Source organism: Priestia sp. BR_2, assembly GCF_041954005.1.
Lineage (GTDB): Bacteria > Bacillota > Bacilli > Paenibacillales > Paenibacillaceae > Paenibacillus_AQ > Paenibacillus_AQ lautus_A.
This window is the reverse complement of record NZ_JAVFHM010000338.1, coordinates 220,300-235,943: the sequence shown is the minus strand read 5'-3', so window position 1 is coordinate 235,943 and position 15,644 is coordinate 220,300. Positions and strand designations below refer to the sequence as shown.

The following is a 15,644-nucleotide window of genomic DNA, read 5'->3' as shown; positions in this document are numbered from 1 at the left end:
CCTTATTTGTCGCTTTCGTAATAAACGAACCGGTTGGAGTACCGGTATGAAATAACGGTAAAAATCATGATGATAACGAACAGAACCCATACCTCCGCGATGGCATATCCAAACATTCTTCCGTTGAAGGCATCGGTATAGATCTTGTAATTCAGCAGGGAAGTGGAAAAATTCGGCCCGCCTCCGGTCAGCACCTGAACCTGGTTAAACGCCTGGAATGCGCCGATGATGCCGAGTATAAGCTGCAGAAACAGGATGGGCGTGATCATCGGAAGCGTAATGTTGATCGACATTCGCCATCTGGAGGCGCCGTCGACTTCGGCGGCTTCATACATGTCCTGCGGAACCGACTGCAGCCCGCTCAGAAAGATGATGACGCTGGAACCGACCTGCCATAAACCGATCAACACGATGGATGGAAGCGCTGTCGTTTCGCTCGTCAGCCATGTGCCCGGCGGCAGCCCGAACTCCCTTAGCAGCGAATTCGCCAGCCCGTATTGCGGCTCATATATGAACTGCCACAACGTGAGCGTAGCGATGGAGGGAACGACCACCGGAAGATAAAAGATGGTACGGAACCATTTGATGCCGGTCAGGTTTTTGTTCAGCATCATCGCCAACAACAAACCTAGGATCAGCGATAACGGAACACTCAGGATCACGAAATAAAACGTCGCGCGGATCGATGGCCAGAAAGCCGGATCCTCCGTGAACAGGTATCTAAAGTTCTCGAAGCCGATAAAACGGGGGGTGTCGTACCCGCTCCATTCCGTCAAGGCATAATACATGGACGAAAGCAGGGGATATCCGACAAAAACACTAAAGCCGATAATGGACGGCAAAATGAACAGATAGCCGATGACCCAGCCGCGAAGCTTTCTATTGGTTCCCATGATGATCCCGATGACCTCCTAGGCGTTCATTCGCTTTGACCCGAATGCCGTTATAGTCCATGATCAGCTCGCAGAACATCATATTTGCCCAAGAAAACCATGGGCGGGTATAACGGGCAGGGTCGTCAACCAGAAATCCCTCATGCATCATGCCGGTGCCAGCATCGGTATCCGCCATTAACCGAAGCAGCCGAAGCTTCTCCTCTTGATCGGTGGTCGTCAAGCCCTGAATGGCCAGCCCGATCGGCCATATATAACGAGCCGGCGTATGGGGGCTCCCGATGCCGGAGGCGGCAGTGCCTTGGTAATAATACGGATTGGCCTGGCTCAGCACGAACCGGCGGGTATTTTGATAGACCGGGTCATCGGCGTTTGCATAACCCAAATAGGGGATGGACAGCAGGCTGGGGACGTTGGCGTCATCCATAAGCAGGTGGTTTCCCATTCCGTCCGTCTCATAAGCGTAAATTCTGCCGTATTCGGGATGGTCGAGTACGCCGTACATTTCGATGCCATGCCGGATTTCATCCGCCAGTTTCGCCGCTTCCGCCGCCATCTGGGGATCGCGAAGGACGTCTCGGCAAATTTCCGCCAGATAACCGAGCACGACGACGGCGAACATATTCGACGGAATCAGGTATCCATAGGCGCAGGCGTCGTCGCTCGGACGGAAGCCGGACCAGGTCATTCCCGTATAAGCCACTTCCGTGCCTTTGCCGCCGCGGGGCAGCGTGTCGCTTGGAGGACAATCAAAGCGTTCGAAATAATACGGCGATTTCGATTCATGATGCTGTTCGGTTCGCCAAAGGGCCAGAATCGCCTTGGCAGCTGAATGGAATGTGTGATCGAGGTGAGAGGTTCTGCCTGTTTCTTTCCACAACAGGTAAGCAAGTTGGAGGGGGTAACACAATGAATCGACCTCATATTTGCGCTCCCAAAGCCAGGGGTTCATGGCGGTGCGATCGTTCTGATGGCCTTGACCGGAAGGCGAATCGTTAAACGCGTTGGCGTAAGGATCCAGCAGGATGAATGCCGACTGCCTCCGTACGAGCCCTTCGATCAGATCGGCCAGTCTGGGGTCTTGGCCTGCCGGAACGAGGAACGGCCGGATTTGCGCCGCCGAATCCCTCAGCCACATGGCCGGAATATCGCCGGTAATGACAAAGGTGGTGCCGTCAGGCTGTCTTCGGATGGTCGATCCCAGCGTGTTGTCCAGCATGCTCCTGAACATATGCCCAAGTTTCGGATCATCCGGGGTGCCTTCGGATATCGTGCGGTGCAAATCGTGCAAAACAGCAAAATAGTCCAACGTAAACATGTTAGCTCTTCTCCCTTCCATAGTTCCGGGTGTCGATCGTTGCTGTCATGCCCATATATAAAACGCTTACATTCAATATAATTACATACCAATTTAATGTCAATATATTATATTTAATAAATTTTATGCTGTTATATTATTTTGTTGTTCTGCGCGAGTTGATGGTGGTTCTTTGGATCGTTTACTTTGGTTTGAAGTGAGATCTCTTTGTTTTCAAGATGTGGATTCTGCTGATTATTTGATTTATATCATGTTATATTGATATGGGGCGTACCTCTGGATTTTCGATGTTTCGGATCGTTTATGTTTGGCAGCAGGATCCATTGGATCCGCAGAAACTCCATTGGCCCAAGAGAGCGAATGGCGTCTGGAATTTACGGGAAAGCGATAGCGCATTTAACGATTTTGCGCATCAGTTTCCCCCGTACAGGCACTTCTGGGCCGCTGCCTACATACAATGAGAAGACCGAGAAACCGAGCGCGATAAGGGCCGGTTGCATTGTAACTTCGCAGGAGGTGTCCTAAAGTGCCTGGATTGTTTACCGCAATTGCTTTGTTCATTAAAGAGTTGACCCTGCTCGTTTCGTATGTGAAAAACAACGCGTTTCCCCAGCCTCTGACCGAGGAGGAGGAAGCTAAACATCTGCAGCGAATGGCCGAAGGCGATCCTCAGTCGCGGAATAAACTGATTGAGCATAATCTTCGGCTGGTCGCGCACATCGTCAAAAAGTTCGATAACACCGGCGAGGATCTGGAAGATCTCATATCCATCGGCACCATCGGTCTGATCAAAGCCATTGAAAGCTTTCGGCCCAACAAGGGGACGAAGCTGGCGACGTTTGCTGCCCGTTGTATAGAAAACGAAATATTGATGCACTTGCGTTCGCTTAAGAAAACGCGCAAGGACGTATCCCTGCATGATCCGATCGGAACGGACAAAGAGGGGAATGAGATTACTCTTATCGATATCCTCGGGACGGAAGCGGATGACATTGTGGATGCAGTGCAGCTGAAAATCGAAAAGAGCAAAATTTATCGAAATCTGGACATATTGGACGACCGGGAGAAGGAAGTTGTCATAGGACGGTTTGGATTGGAAGCCGGGGGAGAAGAACGGACGCAGCGGGAAATCGCCAAGGAACTGGGAATTTCGCGCAGCTACGTGTCGCGCATTGAGAAGCGGGCGCTGATGAAGCTGTATCATGAGTTTTATAAGCAGAAACGATAAGAAGCTGCTGTTCTCACATGAAGGACCGAAGCGGGATTATCTATATAAAGCAGGATAAAGCCACTTCACATGAGGAAGTGGCTTTATCTTAGTTGCTTCGGTGAGAAAAACCATATGCTCGGCAAAAGGTTTCCGATATTAGGTGTGGTCAGTCGAAACCGTTATGATGTACGGTGTTTGCATAGATAACGAGCGAAGCGGCAGTTATAAGGCTGCCGCTTTGCTTGTCATGCAGGGTTCGGCGCCCGCTCCTTAAAGAGTGAACGCAGATCCAGGCGCGCATGACGCCCGGATTTGAGCTGCTGCCATTGCAGCACGCGGCGGATCGCCATCGGGGCGATGATGCTGCCGATCATGCCGAGCAGATCGGATTGAAGCGCTCTTTGAGCGATGATGTAACCGCAAGAACCGCCGATAAATTCGATGGACATGTAGCGCTTGACGTTGGATAACGAAACGACATAAATCACGAATTCCTTCTCTTTCTTAATGGGCATGGTATACTCCCCCGCTCCCTCATGTCTTTTAACACTGCAGCCAACGGTGTTTCTTCCTGGGGATCGTGTGTTAGATGCGCGTTTTTTACATGCCATTTTATGTATTTTTATAGGCCATTATGCATTCGGTGTCGGGTGAATACAAGCCCTGTTACGACAAAAACCAACCGTCTTGTCCAAATAACGACGGTTGGTTATAAACTCCTACTCAGGTTCCTCTTGTCCCGGATCTGCTTGCATGCTCTCGTCTTCGCCGGGATACTCCCGCTCGATGCCCATATGCAGCCGGCGATCCTCATAATCGAACCGATTCGGAGGCCGCTGATCCTTGCGCCAAGGCGTGCTCTTGCCGAGGGAATCGCTGCGAAGATCGGAACCGTAGGGTCCCTCGGGAAATTCCTCTGCCACCAGATCGTTCCGTTGGGACTCAACGGTAGACAAATCCGTGGACTCCGCTCGTTTTTCCTTCTCAAATCCGTTCATGCTAAAGACCTCCCGAAAAGGTACTTAACGTACCCTTTCAGTGTGCCCTGTATTAGAGGAATCATTCCGATATGTGCGCGGCACCGACTGTGCAAACTAAATATTACAGACCTGCAGCGCCGAATACGTTGTTGAAGGCTTGGCGCGATTTGGCAGCCAGCTCCTCTGGAGTACCCGCCGGTGTGGAAGGCGTCAATATTTCTTGCGTAACCGGGCCCTTATAGCCGATATCGTTCAGCGCCTGAAGGAAGCCTGGCAAATCAATCACGCCCTCACCCGGGTAAAGGCGGTCATTATCGAGCACGTCCCGAATTGGAATGTCCTTGGCATCGTTGATGTGGACATGAACAATCTGGTCTGCGCGCAGCTGCCGAATATCGTCGGTTGTCATCTCGTTGGTGTACCAGTGATAGGCATCATACAGCAGCCCGACATTCGGCTCCCCGATGGCATCGATCCAGTCCAACGTCTCTTGTACCGTCCAAATGAACGGGTTCTTCCATTGGGTGCGCAGATGGTGCGGACCGACGAACTCCAGGCCCAATCGGATTCCGTATGCTCCCAGAATGCTGGCGCAGGCCCGCAGCCTGGAAGTGGCCAGCGCCATGAAATGGGCTGCAGGCGCGTCCGTGGAAGGAAGAATGTATGTACAGCAGCGGGTGCTGCCAAGCGCCTTGGCGGCGGCCGCGGCGGCCGGCAGCTTCTCGAGTCCGCTTAGGAACTGCTCGTTCGACCCTCTCCATTCCACCGGGAGACCGATAGCCCCGATTTCCAGTTGGCGGGATTGCAGCATTTCGGCAGCCGCTTCCGCGCCAAGCCGGTCCACAAGACCTTTGGCATCGATATCGACGCTTTGGAATTCATATTTGGCCGCAAGCTCGATAAACTGTAAATCGCTTTCAAGTTTTCCGAGCCCTGCGCTTGTTAAACCTTGCAGCATATTCATCGTCTCCATTCGCTATATGATGTCGTATTGCTAGAGGCGGGTGCTTGTTTATATCAACCCGTTTGGCATTTCATAGTTTCTATTATGATATGTTCAACTCTATAAATCTATGATCGCTTTTTAATTTTTTGAAGAAAGATAACGATGGTGGCTGCGGCCGATTCGTTATTTTGAGAGGATTTTGTAATAAACCGGCATGAATTCCAATCGTTTCGAAGGGGATAAAGGACGTTATGCCGAAATAACCATGTCATATGAACTTTCACTTAACACGCGAAAAGGAGATTTAACACAGAATGAATACCATTGAGCAGCGTAAGAAAGAGCTTGGCAACTTGCGTCCGGAACCAACGATCGACGAGCAGGTTTTGAATGTTTTTTGGGAGGGAGTGCTGAAGTCGCATGGGGACAGACCGCTTCGCATGGTTAGTAGACCGGAACCTACGCCTTATCCCCATATGGAGGTATCTCGGGTAACCTATCATGGATATGATGATACTCCTATCAATGCTTGGCATATAGCGCCGGCTAATCATTCATCGAAAGCAGAGGCCAGGCCGTGTATCGTAACCTTCCCGGGTTATACCGGAGACCGCGGATTTCCTGAACGGTATGCTCATTGGCTGATGCTGGGGTATACGGTGTTTGCCGTCGACGTCAGAGGTCAGGGCGGGGAGACGGGGAATTTGCTGCCGCTGGACAGCGGCGTGGTTAAAGGCTGGGTGTCGCAGGGGATTACGGATATCCATCGCTCCTATTACATGGCCATTGCCATGGACGCCGTGAGAGCCGTGGATGCGGCATCACGGCAACCGGGAGTAGACCCTGCAAAAATCGCCGTGGTGGGCGGGAGCCAGGGCGGCGGCCTGTCGATGCTGGCAGGGGCGCTGAACCCCAAGGTTGCGGCCATCGTAGCCGACATTCCCAACATGTGCAGGATGGATTACGGCATTTTGTACTCGGTCAGCTCGTTGAACGAAATCGCCCAATACATAAAGCGGTACCCGGAGCAGCTGGATCAGATTTTGGCGCATCTCGCGCATTTTGACATGCTGAATCTCGCGCCGCGAATCCAGGCGCCGATCATGGTGTCCGTCGGATGGAAGGATACGGTTTGCATGCCCGAGACCATCTATGCGGCTTACAACCGGATCGAGGCGGCAAAAGAAATCAGGGATTATCCGTTCTCCGGCCATGAAGTCAGTGAGTATCAGAGACGGGAAGGCGTTTTGTTCCTGGAACGGGTATTTAATCAGAGATAGACAAATGAACGGAACGGGAAAATAGGGCTTTGTCCCGTTCTAAGGATGTGTAAAAATGTGAAAAGAGATCACGCACGAACGGTATATCGCAAGTCGATTTGTTATATATATGTCATATAAATTAACATAAAACTAAATGTTGTTAACTTTTTTGACGTTAATGTATTGACAATCCCCTGTGTTTGCCTATAATTAAACCCAAGGACACAACGAACTCGATAAACACCCTATACCTACCCCGGTCAATGTAATAATAATTTACACAAAGGGATGTTGAACCATGATGACAGCAGGCGAACTCAAACAGGATCTTTTGAGGGTTTACAACGCGATAAATAAGAAAATATTTAACGTGGGTGTAAAGCAGCAAAAAGTCGATTTCGTTGGCAACAAAATCATCATTGTGTCGAGGAATAGTAGAGTCCCCGTCCTAAAACTGCTGGATGAGAATTACCCCCTCTCTACCCGGCAGTTGGACCACCTTTTATTCCAGGTGTTCAAGCAGGAGATTAAAACCAGCCTGGAAGAGAAGTTTCCGTTTAAAATCATCTCCATTCTTAAAGACTATGATGCAGAGACCGAGTTTTCCGGTACCATCGTATTCTTGGAGAAGGAGATAGAAACATATCTGAACGACATGCCGGAACTCGGGTAGAGAGCGGGCCGATCGTCAGTTTGGTACCAAGGTACACGTTGGTGTGCGGCTTGGGGCTGGACTGGCGATTTTTTGTTACATCCGCTTTTGAAAATAAATGTGTGTTGTTACTGAAAAAACATGAAAAACAAAGTAGAGGAGGAAGGGCCATGACTCACAAAATCGAAATTTCGGGCGTCAGCAAATGGTTTCGCAGAAACGGGGAAGAGATTCCGGCCATGCGGGAGACGAGTCTGGCGATCGAGGAGGGGCGTTTTGTCAGCATAATCGGTCCCAGCGGTTGCGGCAAATCCACCCTGTTCAACATTATCGCCGGCCTGATGCCTCCTTCCACGGGCAAAGTGATGGCCGACGGAAAGGATATCGTCGGTACGACCGGTTATGTGGGTTATATGCTGCAAAAGGACATGCTTCTGCCATGGCGCACCATTCTCGATAACATCATTCTGGGCATGGAGGTTCGGGGCGTTCCCTACAAGGAAGCCGTGGAGAGGGCGCTGCCCTTGATGGAAAAATACGGTCTGAAGGGCTTTGACAAGCATTATCCGAAGGAACTCTCTGGGGGGATGAAACAGCGTGCCGCGCTGCTGCGGACGCTGCTCTACGACAGGGACATCATTTTACTGGACGAGCCGTTCGGTGCGCTTGATGCACAGACCCGGTTGACCATGCAGAACTGGCTGCTGCAGATCTGGGAGGACTTTGGCAAAACGGTGCTGTTTGTCACCCACGACATCGATGAAGCGATTTACCTGTCGGATGACATCTACGTATTCTCGTCCAGGCCCGGGCGGATCAAGTCCAAAATCACCGTGACGATGGAGCGTCCACGCAAAACGGAAGACATGACGTCGCCGGCATTCATGGAGCTGAAGCATCATCTCATGGACCTGCTGTCGGCTGGGCATGAGGAAGAGCAAATATCGTAAAGCGAGAAGAACGAAAGGAGAGGGAGCCTGATGGAAACTGCACGCAAAGAGGCTTTTATCGTACATGCCGTGACACCCGCGGAGTCTGCCGCGGGTTCGTCCAAGCGGCCGGAGGTCGTGCCGTACATATTGGATGAAGAGGGACTGGAGCGCCGCAGGAGCCGGCGGATCGTTTGGGGAAGGGCCGCTGTAGCCGTGCTTGTTTTTCTGGTATGGGAAGTGTTCACCCGAATCGGCCTGCTGGACTCCTATTATTGGAGCAGCCCCAGCGCGATCCTTCGCACAACCTGGACCCAGATCACCGAGGGGACCCTGTTAAGGGATATTACGTACACGTCCGGTTCAACCATACTCGGGTTTGTGTTCGGCACCTTCCTCGGTGCACTGCTCGGGCTATCATTCTGGTGGTCGAAATCGTATGCAGGGATCAGCGAGCCGTACCTAATCATACTGAATGCGATGCCAAAACTCGCCTTAGCGCCCGTACTCGTCATTCTGCTCGGAATCGGATTCTTCTCGAAGGTGGCTCTGGCTTTCTCCATGACGGTTGTCGTGTCGGCCCTGTCGGCATACAGCGGCGTGAAGAGCGTGGACCCGGATATGGAAAAGCTGATGTACTCCCTGGGCGCCAAGCGGCATCAGGTCTTTACCAAGGTCGTTGTACCGTGGTCCATGCCCTGGATCATCAGCAGTTTACGGATCAATATTGCCCTTGCGCTGGCAGGTGCCATCGTGGGCGAGTTCATTGCCTCAAGCCAGGGCGTCGGCCGGATGATTATGTATGCAGGAACGATACTGGATATCAACCTCGTGTGGGTGGGCGTCGTCGTCCTGTCGCTGCTGTCCATGGTGATGTACTGGGGCGTGGTCGTACTGGAGAAGTGGTTATCCAAGGGCTTGACCAAGCAATAGCACTGGACACATCCACCAAAAACGAACTATTTCTATTAAAAAGGGGAATTCATATGAACAAAAAAACGAGGAAACGTTCACTGCTGTTCGCACTGGTCATGGTCACCGCCCTGCTTGGCGCCTGCGGCAACGAGAAAAGCGACGGCAGCACCGTCTCCGCTTCCGGCGACGGGAAGCTCAAGAAAATCGTGATCGCCGAGCCGCTCCACTCCACGGGCTATCTTCCCCTGTACGTCGCACAGCGCGAAGGCTACTTCGAGAAAAGAGGGCTGGACGTCGAGGTTATCCAAGCGGCAGGGGGAGCGCACGTAACCGCCGTGGTCAGCGGTGATGCCTGGGGCGTTATCGGCGGGACGGAGTCCAATGCCTTGGCCAACAACAACAATTCCGACCCGATCATCTCGGTCGTCAACGTCGTCAATCGGGCGAACGTGTATTTAATGGCTAAGAAGGGCACCGCGCCTGCGAGCGATTCCCCCGAGGACCTGAAGGCATTTTTGCAAGGAAAAAAGATTAACGCCGGCCGCCATGGAGGGACACCGAATCTCTTAACCCGCTATCTGCTGATTCAGCTGGGGCTCGATCCGGAGAAGGATGTGCAGCTGCTGGAGCCGGCCGACGGCTCCACGGTGGTGACGATGGTTCAACAGGGCGCAGCCGATATCGCCAATGGAGCCGAACCGCAAATCAGCGACGGAATTTCGAAGAACGTGTGGGAGGAGCCGTTTTACAAATTTCATGATCTCGGGGATTTCTCGTATTCGGTGCTCAGTGTGAAGAAGTCTACCATCGAGAAGGATCCGGAAGCCGTTCAAAGCTTTACCGATGCCATCATCGAAGCGCTTGAAGTCGTCCAGTCGGATAAGGAACTGGCCAAGAAGAATCTGAAAGCCGAATTCCCCACATTATCCGAGGATGCGATACAAGCTGCGCTGGACCGTGCCTATGCGGACAATCTGTGGAGCTTGGACGGGATGATTTCGGAAGAAGCGTTGAAGCATGATATGGATGTCATGATAGAGACCGGAATTTTTAAAGGGGATTATACCTATGATGCCCTGGTGGATATGCAGTTTGTGAACCAATCCAAGAAGTAAAATTTCAAATATACGGGCCTGAAGGGGAGAGTGTCACGATGAAATCTTTGAATCAACTGATGCTGGGAAGCAAAGCGGCGGTGATCGTGGTGGATGTGCAAAACGATTATTGCCATCCGGAGGGGGCATTGCCTAGAGCGGGCTGCGATGTTAGCGGGGTGGCAGAGATGATGCCGCAGCTCCATAAGCTGCTTCATTCCGCCAGGGAGCTGAATGTGCCGATTATCTTCATCCAAACGCTGCATGAAAGAGCGACGGATTCCGAGGCCTGGACGACCAGGTCCTCCGGACGCTCGGCTCAAGTGTGCCGGAGGGGAAGTTGGGGAGCGGAATTTTACGAGATCACGCCCGAGGCGGACGATATCATTGTCAATAAACACCGGTACAGCGCATTTGTGAATACTAGGCTGGATTCGGTATTAAAGACGCTGAAGATCGAGACCTTGATCATGACGGGGGTCAGCACCAATGTGTGCGTGGAATCGACGGCCCGGGACGGCTTCATGCTGGATTATCATATCGTGCTTGCGTCGGATGCCTGCGCGTCGTATTCGCAAACGGCCCATGATATGACGCTGGAGAATATCGAGGGTTATTTCGGGAAAGTTAGTGAGGTGGCGCGGCTTATCGATATTTGGATGGATAAAAAAGCCGAGGAACCGGTGCGGCCGAAATCCGCAGCGCATCCGGCCATCGGTTAGCTTGCACGGTACGCAGGTTCAAGCAGAGTGGAGCTCTCCGCATGGGGGGCTTTTTCTCTGAGCGGCACCGAAATTCATGAATAAAGCGGGTGAGTCCTGCATGAACAGCACATCAAGGATGATCGTTCAATACACCATATGTTTAGGGGCATTTCTGTCCAATCTGTCGGCCGGCATGTTCAACATCGCGCTTGTAGATATCGCAAGAACATTCGATTCCGGTATCCCCGCGGCACAGTGGATCGTGACAGCATATTTGCTCGTCATCTCCATCCTGCTCCCGGTCATGGGTAAGCTGGGGGACATGCTGGGCAGGCGGAAGATCCACAATATCGGCTATTTCGTGTTTATGGCCGGTGCGCTATGCTGCGCATTGTCTCCTTCCTTAAACGGTCTGATATCTTCCCGGATTCTTCAAGGCATCGGAGCGGCCATGTATCAAGCCACGAATATGGCGCTCATCATCTCCGTGTTTCCGAAGGAACAGCGCGGCAAAGCGCTGGGATTAATCAGCACGTTCGTGGCTGCGGGCTCCATGATCGGTCCGAGCCTTGGCGGAATCTTGATTCAATGGTTTTCGTGGCGGAGCAATTTTTGGCTGCTTACGGCGATCTCGCTGGTTGCATGGATATTCGCGCAGCGTTTCATTCCGAAGGACGAGCCGGATCAAGGCGTGAGCCGGCTGGACGTGCCGGGGGCTGCCTTTTTTGCGATATCCTTGACCGGACTGGTCACGGCCGTGAATTTGGGGGCTCAGTGGGGATGGGGTTCCTGGCAGGTTACGCTGCTGTTCATGATGTTCGGGGCAGGAGCCGCCGCATTCATCGGGTGGTGCCTGTCTTCCCGCTGGGAGCGAAAAGGGAAGGGCCATCTTCCGTTTATGAAGCTGGATCTGTTTCGGGATGCAGGCGTTAGCGTCGGAATCCTCATTACCATCATCACCTATATGGCCGCTTTCTCCGCGCAGCTTGTGCTGCCGGTGTTTTTGCTCAGCGAGCTGGGCATCGAACCTGCGACGGCAGGGCTGATCATGATGGGGTACCCGTTGTCGTTGATCATATTCTCCCCCTTAAGCGGAAGCTTGTCGGACAAGCTGGGGACATTTCCGTTATTGTCTGCCGGCTTGCTGGCCATGACGGCGGCGCTAATCGTGCTGGGCTTTGTATCGCCTGCGTATCCGATCTTCTTCCTGATTCTGCTTATCGTCCTGCTCGGCGGTTCCATGGGCTTGATCACGCCGCCGAACAATTCCCTGGTGATGGGCAGGACGTCCAAAACGGACCTCGGACTGATCAGCAGCATTTTGGCGCTGTCGCGAAATCTTGGGATGATGTTTGGCACGGCGGCGGGAGGCGCCATGCTGGCGCTTCCGGGTCAGGCGGCAGGGGGGCTTATCGGATTTCGGATGATATTTGTGCTGAATACGGCGCTGGTTGCCATCGTTTATGTCACGATGCTCATATCGTTTCGCTTCGCCAGGCATAAGGAGACGTTATCTTCGTAAAGGCAGAAAGAAAAAAAGGGTATCCCGCAGTCTGTTCAAGACCTGCAGGATACCCTTTTCCATTTTCGTTTGGCTTACGCGCGGTCCAGGATCGTCTGGAGCGTCGTGCGGTCCAAGCCCTTGACGAGCTTGATCAGAAGCTCTTTGGCTGCCTCGTAGTCGTCCGTGTGGATGATGGACGAAGAGGTGTGGATATACCGGGAGCAAATGCCGATGATGGTGGACGGAACGCCGATGCCGCTTAAATGCACTTGGCCAGCGTCCGTGCCGCCCGGCGACACAAAGTATTGGTATTTGATTTTGTTTGTCTCCGCCGTATCCTGAACGTACTCGACCATGCCGCGATGGGTCAGCATCGTCGGATCGAAGATGCGAAGCAGCGCGCCTTGACCCAATTGGCCGAACTGGCTCTTGTCGCCCATCATGTCGTTCGCTGCGCTGGCGTCCAGACCGAAGAAAATATCCGGCTGAATCAGGTTTGCCGAAGTGCGGGCTCCGCGAAGGCCCAGCTCTTCCTGCACGGTCGCACCGGCGTATACCGTATTGGGAAGCTTCTCGCCATGGAGCGCCTGGACCAGCTCGATGGCAAGGCCTACGCCGTAGCGGTTATCCCATGCCTTGGCCATGATTTTTTTCGGATTGGCCAGCGGCGTGAATTCGCAGATCGGAACGACTTGCAGGCCGGGACGAATGCCGAACGACTCCGCTTCGGCCTTGTTGTCGGCGCCGATATCGATATACATCGTTTTGATGTCGACCGGTTTGCTGCGCTGCGCTTCATCCAGCAGATGCGTAGGAATGGAGCCGACAACCCCGACGACCGGGCCGTTGTCCGTGATGATCTGCAGGCGCTGGGCAAGCACGGCTTGGCTCCACCAGCCGCCGAGCGGCTGGAAACGAACCATGCCCGCTTCGGTAATGCCGGTTACCATGAAGCCGACTTCATCCATGTGTCCGGCCACCATGACTTTCGGACCTTCATCGTTACCGCGAAGGACCGCGAGCAAACTGCCCAGCCGATCCTGCACGAACTCATCTGTATATGGAGAGAGGGCATCCTTCACCCAAGAACGGAGTTCCCTCTCAAAGCCCGGTGCAGCAGGGAATTCCGTTAATGTACGGAATAATTCCAGTGTTGATTCATTCATGACGAAATCGCTCCTTTAGAAAAGGTATGTAAGAGTTTTTCCTTTTCTAGTATGCCCCTATACATCCGAAAAGTCTACAAAGCCGGCTTCGTCAGGCTGCGTTATATAAATGTAACTGGAACAAGCACCCCCTATCCTGGACGGGAATACGATATAGAAAAACATGTGGATGTTTGTTGTCAGCGGGAAGGGGCAGAATATGAACCGCCATGGGATTGATGGATACGACTATCATGCCGAAGTCCGAGAACTTCTGCTCATTATGGTCTTGTTCATCCTACTCGTCATTTTATTGAAATACATTCTTATATAACGGCCGGCTCCAAACGAATCAAGTCAGCGAGTTTGAATTTCAGCTTTCAGGATGCTCCTGGAAGCTGATTTTCGCGTTGGCGTCACTATGGCCGGACAAGCCATGATGCGTCGGCGAGAAGGATGATTTTCCAAACATAAAGGGAGATCATTCAAAGCATAATGATATGTGAGTGATATCCATAGCGGCTTTTCAGCGTTTGTTCAAAAGGATTCCATACTTAACCAATTGCGGAGGTGTATTGAAATGTCAGGCTCCAACCAAAAGCCTAAGTCTGATATCACCACGATGAGCTCGGCGGAATATCAGACGATTGCCAAAAAGCATGAGCCTCCCCGCGCCGTGCTTAAAAATTGCTTGCGCGCTTTTTTGGTGGGAGGCCTCATCTGTCTGATCGGCCAATGCATTCAGCGTTTTTTTATGTCCGTATTCGATATGAGCACCACCGAAGCGAGCAATCCCACGGTCGCCGTATTGATCATCCTCTCCGTCATTCTGACGAGCTTCGGCGTATATGACAAAATCGCGCAATGGGCCGGAGCGGGCAGCGCCGTGCCGGTCACGGGGTTTGCGAACTCCATGTGTTCCGCTGCGCTTGAACATCGTGCAGAGGGATTGGTTCTCGGGGTCGGAGCCAGCATGTTCAAGCTGGCGGGCTCCGTGATCGTATTTGGTACCGTGGCTGCGTTCATTATCGGTATCATTTACGCTATTTTCGGCATCGAGGGGAGGTAACGCGATCATGAAGGTGATCGGTCAAACATGGCAGTTCGAGAACAAACCCGTCATTATCAGCACGGGGACGATCGTTGGCCCTGAAGAAGGGGAAGGTCCGCTGGCCAACGATTTCGACTTTGTCTACGACAATATTGAGATCAACGAAAAAACATGGGAAAAGGCGGAACGGAAGCTGCTGGAGGACGCGTCGAGAAAAGCCGTCGAAAAGGCGGGCATCAAGGAAGACCAGCTGCAGTTTTTCGTGGGCGGGGACTTGATGAACCAGATCATCAGCAGTTCGTTTGCCGCCAGACAGATGGGCGTGCCGTATATCGGCGTGTTCGGTGCTTGCTCCACATCGATGGAGAGCCTTGCGGTCGCCTCCATGCTTGTCGATTCGGGCGGAGCCCAGTATGTCATGGCTGGTACGGCCAGCCATAACTGTACCGTCGAGAAGCAGTTCCGGTATCCGACGGAATACGGATCGCAGAAACCGCCTTATGCGCAATATACGATCACGGGAGCAGGCTGCTCCGTCGTTTCGGACAAGGGAGACGGACCTGCCGTGACGTATGCCACCATCGGCAAGGTGGTCGATCTGGGCATCAAAGATCCGTTCAACATGGGGGCGGCGATGGCTCCGGCGGCGGCCGACACGATCACGAAGCACTTTAAGGACACGGGCCGGCAGGCGAAGGATTATGATCTGATCGTGACGGGCGATCTGGCCTCGGTCGGACTTCCCATTGCGAAAGACCTCCTGCAGCAGAACGATGTCATCATGGACGGCACGGTATTTGCCGATTGCGGCTTAATGATCTACGACATGGAAAAACAGAAATACGTCAACGCAGGGGGCAGCGGCTGCGGCTGCTCGGCGGTTGTCACCTACGGCCATATTTTGAAACGGATGCGCAAAGGCGAATTGAAAAAGGTGCTGGTCGTTGCTACCGGTGCCTTGCTGTCGCCCCTTTCTTACCAGCAGGGTGAGAGCATTCCGTGTATCGCTCACGCCGTAGCCTTAGAGATGGGAGGATAACA

General features: G+C 52.7%; 16 protein-coding genes. 10 read left to right on the top strand and 6 right to left on the bottom strand.

Annotated elements, in window-relative coordinates; genetic code table 11:
- Window positions 1–2 precede the first annotated feature (2 nt).
- The gene (locus tag RB298_RS30300; RefSeq protein ID WP_096773004.1) at window positions 3–893 is read right to left on the bottom strand and encodes a carbohydrate ABC transporter permease; all 891 of its coding nucleotides are present in this window, start codon (window positions 891–893) and stop codon (window positions 3–5) included.
- Window positions 880–2,211 carry a glycoside hydrolase family 125 protein gene (locus RB298_RS30295; RefSeq protein ID WP_486050057.1) on the bottom strand — a complete coding sequence of 444 codons (1,332 nt, stop codon included), beginning with the start codon at window positions 2,209–2,211 and terminating at the stop codon, window positions 880–882. The genes RB298_RS30300 and RB298_RS30295 overlap by 14 nt, the downstream gene beginning before the upstream one ends.
- Before the next feature lie 526 nt (window positions 2,212–2,737).
- Between RB298_RS30295 and sigK the strand changes: the two genes are divergently transcribed.
- Entirely contained in the window at window positions 2,738–3,439 is a 702-nt protein-coding gene (sigK, locus tag RB298_RS30290) for an RNA polymerase sporulation sigma factor SigK (RefSeq protein WP_006208952.1), read from the top strand.
- Between the two features lie 227 nt (window positions 3,440–3,666).
- On the opposite strand, the gene RB298_RS30285 is transcribed toward sigK, so the two are convergent.
- The 3 genes from RB298_RS30285 to RB298_RS30275 all read right to left on the bottom strand — a co-directional run bounded on the left by RB298_RS30285 (window position 3,667) and on the right by RB298_RS30275 (window position 5,359).
- On the bottom strand, window positions 3,667–3,936 hold the full coding sequence (locus RB298_RS30285; protein WP_486050055.1) for a hypothetical protein: 270 nt from the start codon (window positions 3,934–3,936) through the stop codon (window positions 3,667–3,669).
- 204 nt (window positions 3,937–4,140) lie between these two features.
- The gene (locus RB298_RS30280; RefSeq protein WP_213577375.1) at window positions 4,141–4,419 is read right to left on the bottom strand and encodes a hypothetical protein; all 279 of its coding nucleotides are present in this window, start codon (window positions 4,417–4,419) and stop codon (window positions 4,141–4,143) included.
- 103 nt (window positions 4,420–4,522) lie between these two features.
- Window positions 4,523–5,359, bottom strand: coding sequence for a sugar phosphate isomerase/epimerase family protein (locus RB298_RS30275; protein ID WP_375121061.1), 837 nt, complete (start codon window positions 5,357–5,359; stop codon window positions 4,523–4,525).
- Between the two features lie 302 nt (window positions 5,360–5,661).
- Between RB298_RS30275 and RB298_RS30270 the strand changes: the two genes are divergently transcribed.
- The 7 genes from RB298_RS30270 (at window position 5,662) to RB298_RS30240 (ending at window position 12,425) form a co-directional block, all read left to right on the top strand.
- Complete coding sequence (locus RB298_RS30270; RefSeq protein ID WP_486050053.1) at window positions 5,662–6,627, top strand: acetylxylan esterase; 966 nt, start codon at window positions 5,662–5,664, stop codon at window positions 6,625–6,627.
- A gap of 280 nt (window positions 6,628–6,907) precedes the next feature.
- Window positions 6,908–7,282, top strand: a complete 375-nt coding sequence (locus RB298_RS30265; protein WP_009592183.1) for a Na-translocating system protein MpsC family protein — start codon at window positions 6,908–6,910, stop codon at window positions 7,280–7,282.
- 149 nt (window positions 7,283–7,431) lie between these two features.
- On the top strand, window positions 7,432–8,211 hold the full coding sequence (locus RB298_RS30260) for an ABC transporter ATP-binding protein (RefSeq protein ID WP_009592193.1): 780 nt from the start codon (window positions 7,432–7,434) through the stop codon (window positions 8,209–8,211).
- Between the two features lie 30 nt (window positions 8,212–8,241).
- Window positions 8,242–9,123, top strand: coding sequence for an ABC transporter permease (locus RB298_RS30255; RefSeq protein WP_090911916.1), 882 nt, complete (start codon window positions 8,242–8,244; stop codon window positions 9,121–9,123).
- A 53-nt stretch (window positions 9,124–9,176) separates the two neighbouring features.
- Window positions 9,177–10,220, top strand: coding sequence for an ABC transporter substrate-binding protein (locus tag RB298_RS30250; RefSeq protein WP_192569255.1), 1,044 nt, complete (start codon window positions 9,177–9,179; stop codon window positions 10,218–10,220).
- 38 nt (window positions 10,221–10,258) lie between these two features.
- Window positions 10,259–10,921, top strand: a complete 663-nt coding sequence (locus RB298_RS30245; RefSeq protein WP_213577386.1) for a cysteine hydrolase family protein — start codon at window positions 10,259–10,261, stop codon at window positions 10,919–10,921.
- A 100-nt stretch (window positions 10,922–11,021) separates the two neighbouring features.
- Window positions 11,022–12,425 carry an MFS transporter gene (locus RB298_RS30240; protein ID WP_096773498.1) on the top strand — a complete coding sequence of 468 codons (1,404 nt, stop codon included), beginning with the start codon at window positions 11,022–11,024 and terminating at the stop codon, window positions 12,423–12,425.
- Between the two features lie 74 nt (window positions 12,426–12,499).
- Here the strand turns inward: RB298_RS30240 and RB298_RS30235 are convergent, their stop codons facing one another.
- On the bottom strand, window positions 12,500–13,573 hold the full coding sequence (locus tag RB298_RS30235) for a M42 family metallopeptidase (RefSeq protein WP_486050049.1): 1,074 nt from the start codon (window positions 13,571–13,573) through the stop codon (window positions 12,500–12,502).
- Between the two features lie 559 nt (window positions 13,574–14,132).
- Between RB298_RS30235 and spoVAC the strand changes: the two genes are divergently transcribed.
- Window positions 14,133–14,621 (top strand): stage V sporulation protein AC, encoded by a 489-nt coding sequence (gene spoVAC / locus RB298_RS30230; protein ID WP_015734151.1) that lies wholly within the window; start codon window positions 14,133–14,135, stop codon window positions 14,619–14,621.
- Window positions 14,622–14,628: 7 nt separating this feature from the next.
- Window positions 14,629–15,642: a stage V sporulation protein AD gene (gene spoVAD / locus RB298_RS30225; RefSeq protein ID WP_096773012.1), complete on the top strand. Its 1,014-nt coding sequence runs from the start codon at window positions 14,629–14,631 to the stop codon at window positions 15,640–15,642.
- Window positions 15,643–15,644 lie beyond the last annotated feature (2 nt).

What these genes read in the sequence shown, in the direction of transcription:
- RB298_RS30300 (WP_096773004.1), bottom strand. Translation starts at nt 893, where the DNA reads ATGGGAACCAATAGAAAGCTTCGCGGCTGGGTCATCGGCTATCTGTTC.
- RB298_RS30295 (WP_486050057.1), bottom strand. Translation starts at nt 2,211, where the DNA reads ATGTTTACGTTGGACTATTTTGCTGTTTTGCACGATTTGCACCGCACG.
- RB298_RS30285 (WP_486050055.1), bottom strand. Translation starts at nt 3,936, where the DNA reads ATGCCCATTAAGAAAGAGAAGGAATTCGTGATTTATGTCGTTTCGTTA.
- RB298_RS30280 (WP_213577375.1), bottom strand. Translation starts at nt 4,419, where the DNA reads ATGAACGGATTTGAGAAGGAAAAACGAGCGGAGTCCACGGATTTGTCT.
- RB298_RS30275 (WP_375121061.1), bottom strand. Translation starts at nt 5,359, where the DNA reads ATGCTGCAAGGTTTAACAAGCGCAGGGCTCGGAAAACTTGAAAGCGAT.
- RB298_RS30270 (WP_486050053.1), top strand. Translation starts at nt 5,662, where the DNA reads ATGAATACCATTGAGCAGCGTAAGAAAGAGCTTGGCAACTTGCGTCCG.
- RB298_RS30265 (WP_009592183.1), top strand. Translation starts at nt 6,908, where the DNA reads ATGATGACAGCAGGCGAACTCAAACAGGATCTTTTGAGGGTTTACAAC.
- RB298_RS30260 (WP_009592193.1), top strand. Translation starts at nt 7,432, where the DNA reads ATGACTCACAAAATCGAAATTTCGGGCGTCAGCAAATGGTTTCGCAGA.
- RB298_RS30255 (WP_090911916.1), top strand. Translation starts at nt 8,242, where the DNA reads ATGGAAACTGCACGCAAAGAGGCTTTTATCGTACATGCCGTGACACCC.
- RB298_RS30250 (WP_192569255.1), top strand. Translation starts at nt 9,177, where the DNA reads ATGAACAAAAAAACGAGGAAACGTTCACTGCTGTTCGCACTGGTCATG.
- RB298_RS30245 (WP_213577386.1), top strand. Translation starts at nt 10,259, where the DNA reads ATGAAATCTTTGAATCAACTGATGCTGGGAAGCAAAGCGGCGGTGATC.
- RB298_RS30240 (WP_096773498.1), top strand. Translation starts at nt 11,022, where the DNA reads ATGAACAGCACATCAAGGATGATCGTTCAATACACCATATGTTTAGGG.
- RB298_RS30235 (WP_486050049.1), bottom strand. Translation starts at nt 13,573, where the DNA reads ATGAATGAATCAACACTGGAATTATTCCGTACATTAACGGAATTCCCT.
- spoVAC (WP_015734151.1), top strand. Translation starts at nt 14,133, where the DNA reads ATGTCAGGCTCCAACCAAAAGCCTAAGTCTGATATCACCACGATGAGC.
- spoVAD (WP_096773012.1), top strand. Translation starts at nt 14,629, where the DNA reads ATGAAGGTGATCGGTCAAACATGGCAGTTCGAGAACAAACCCGTCATT.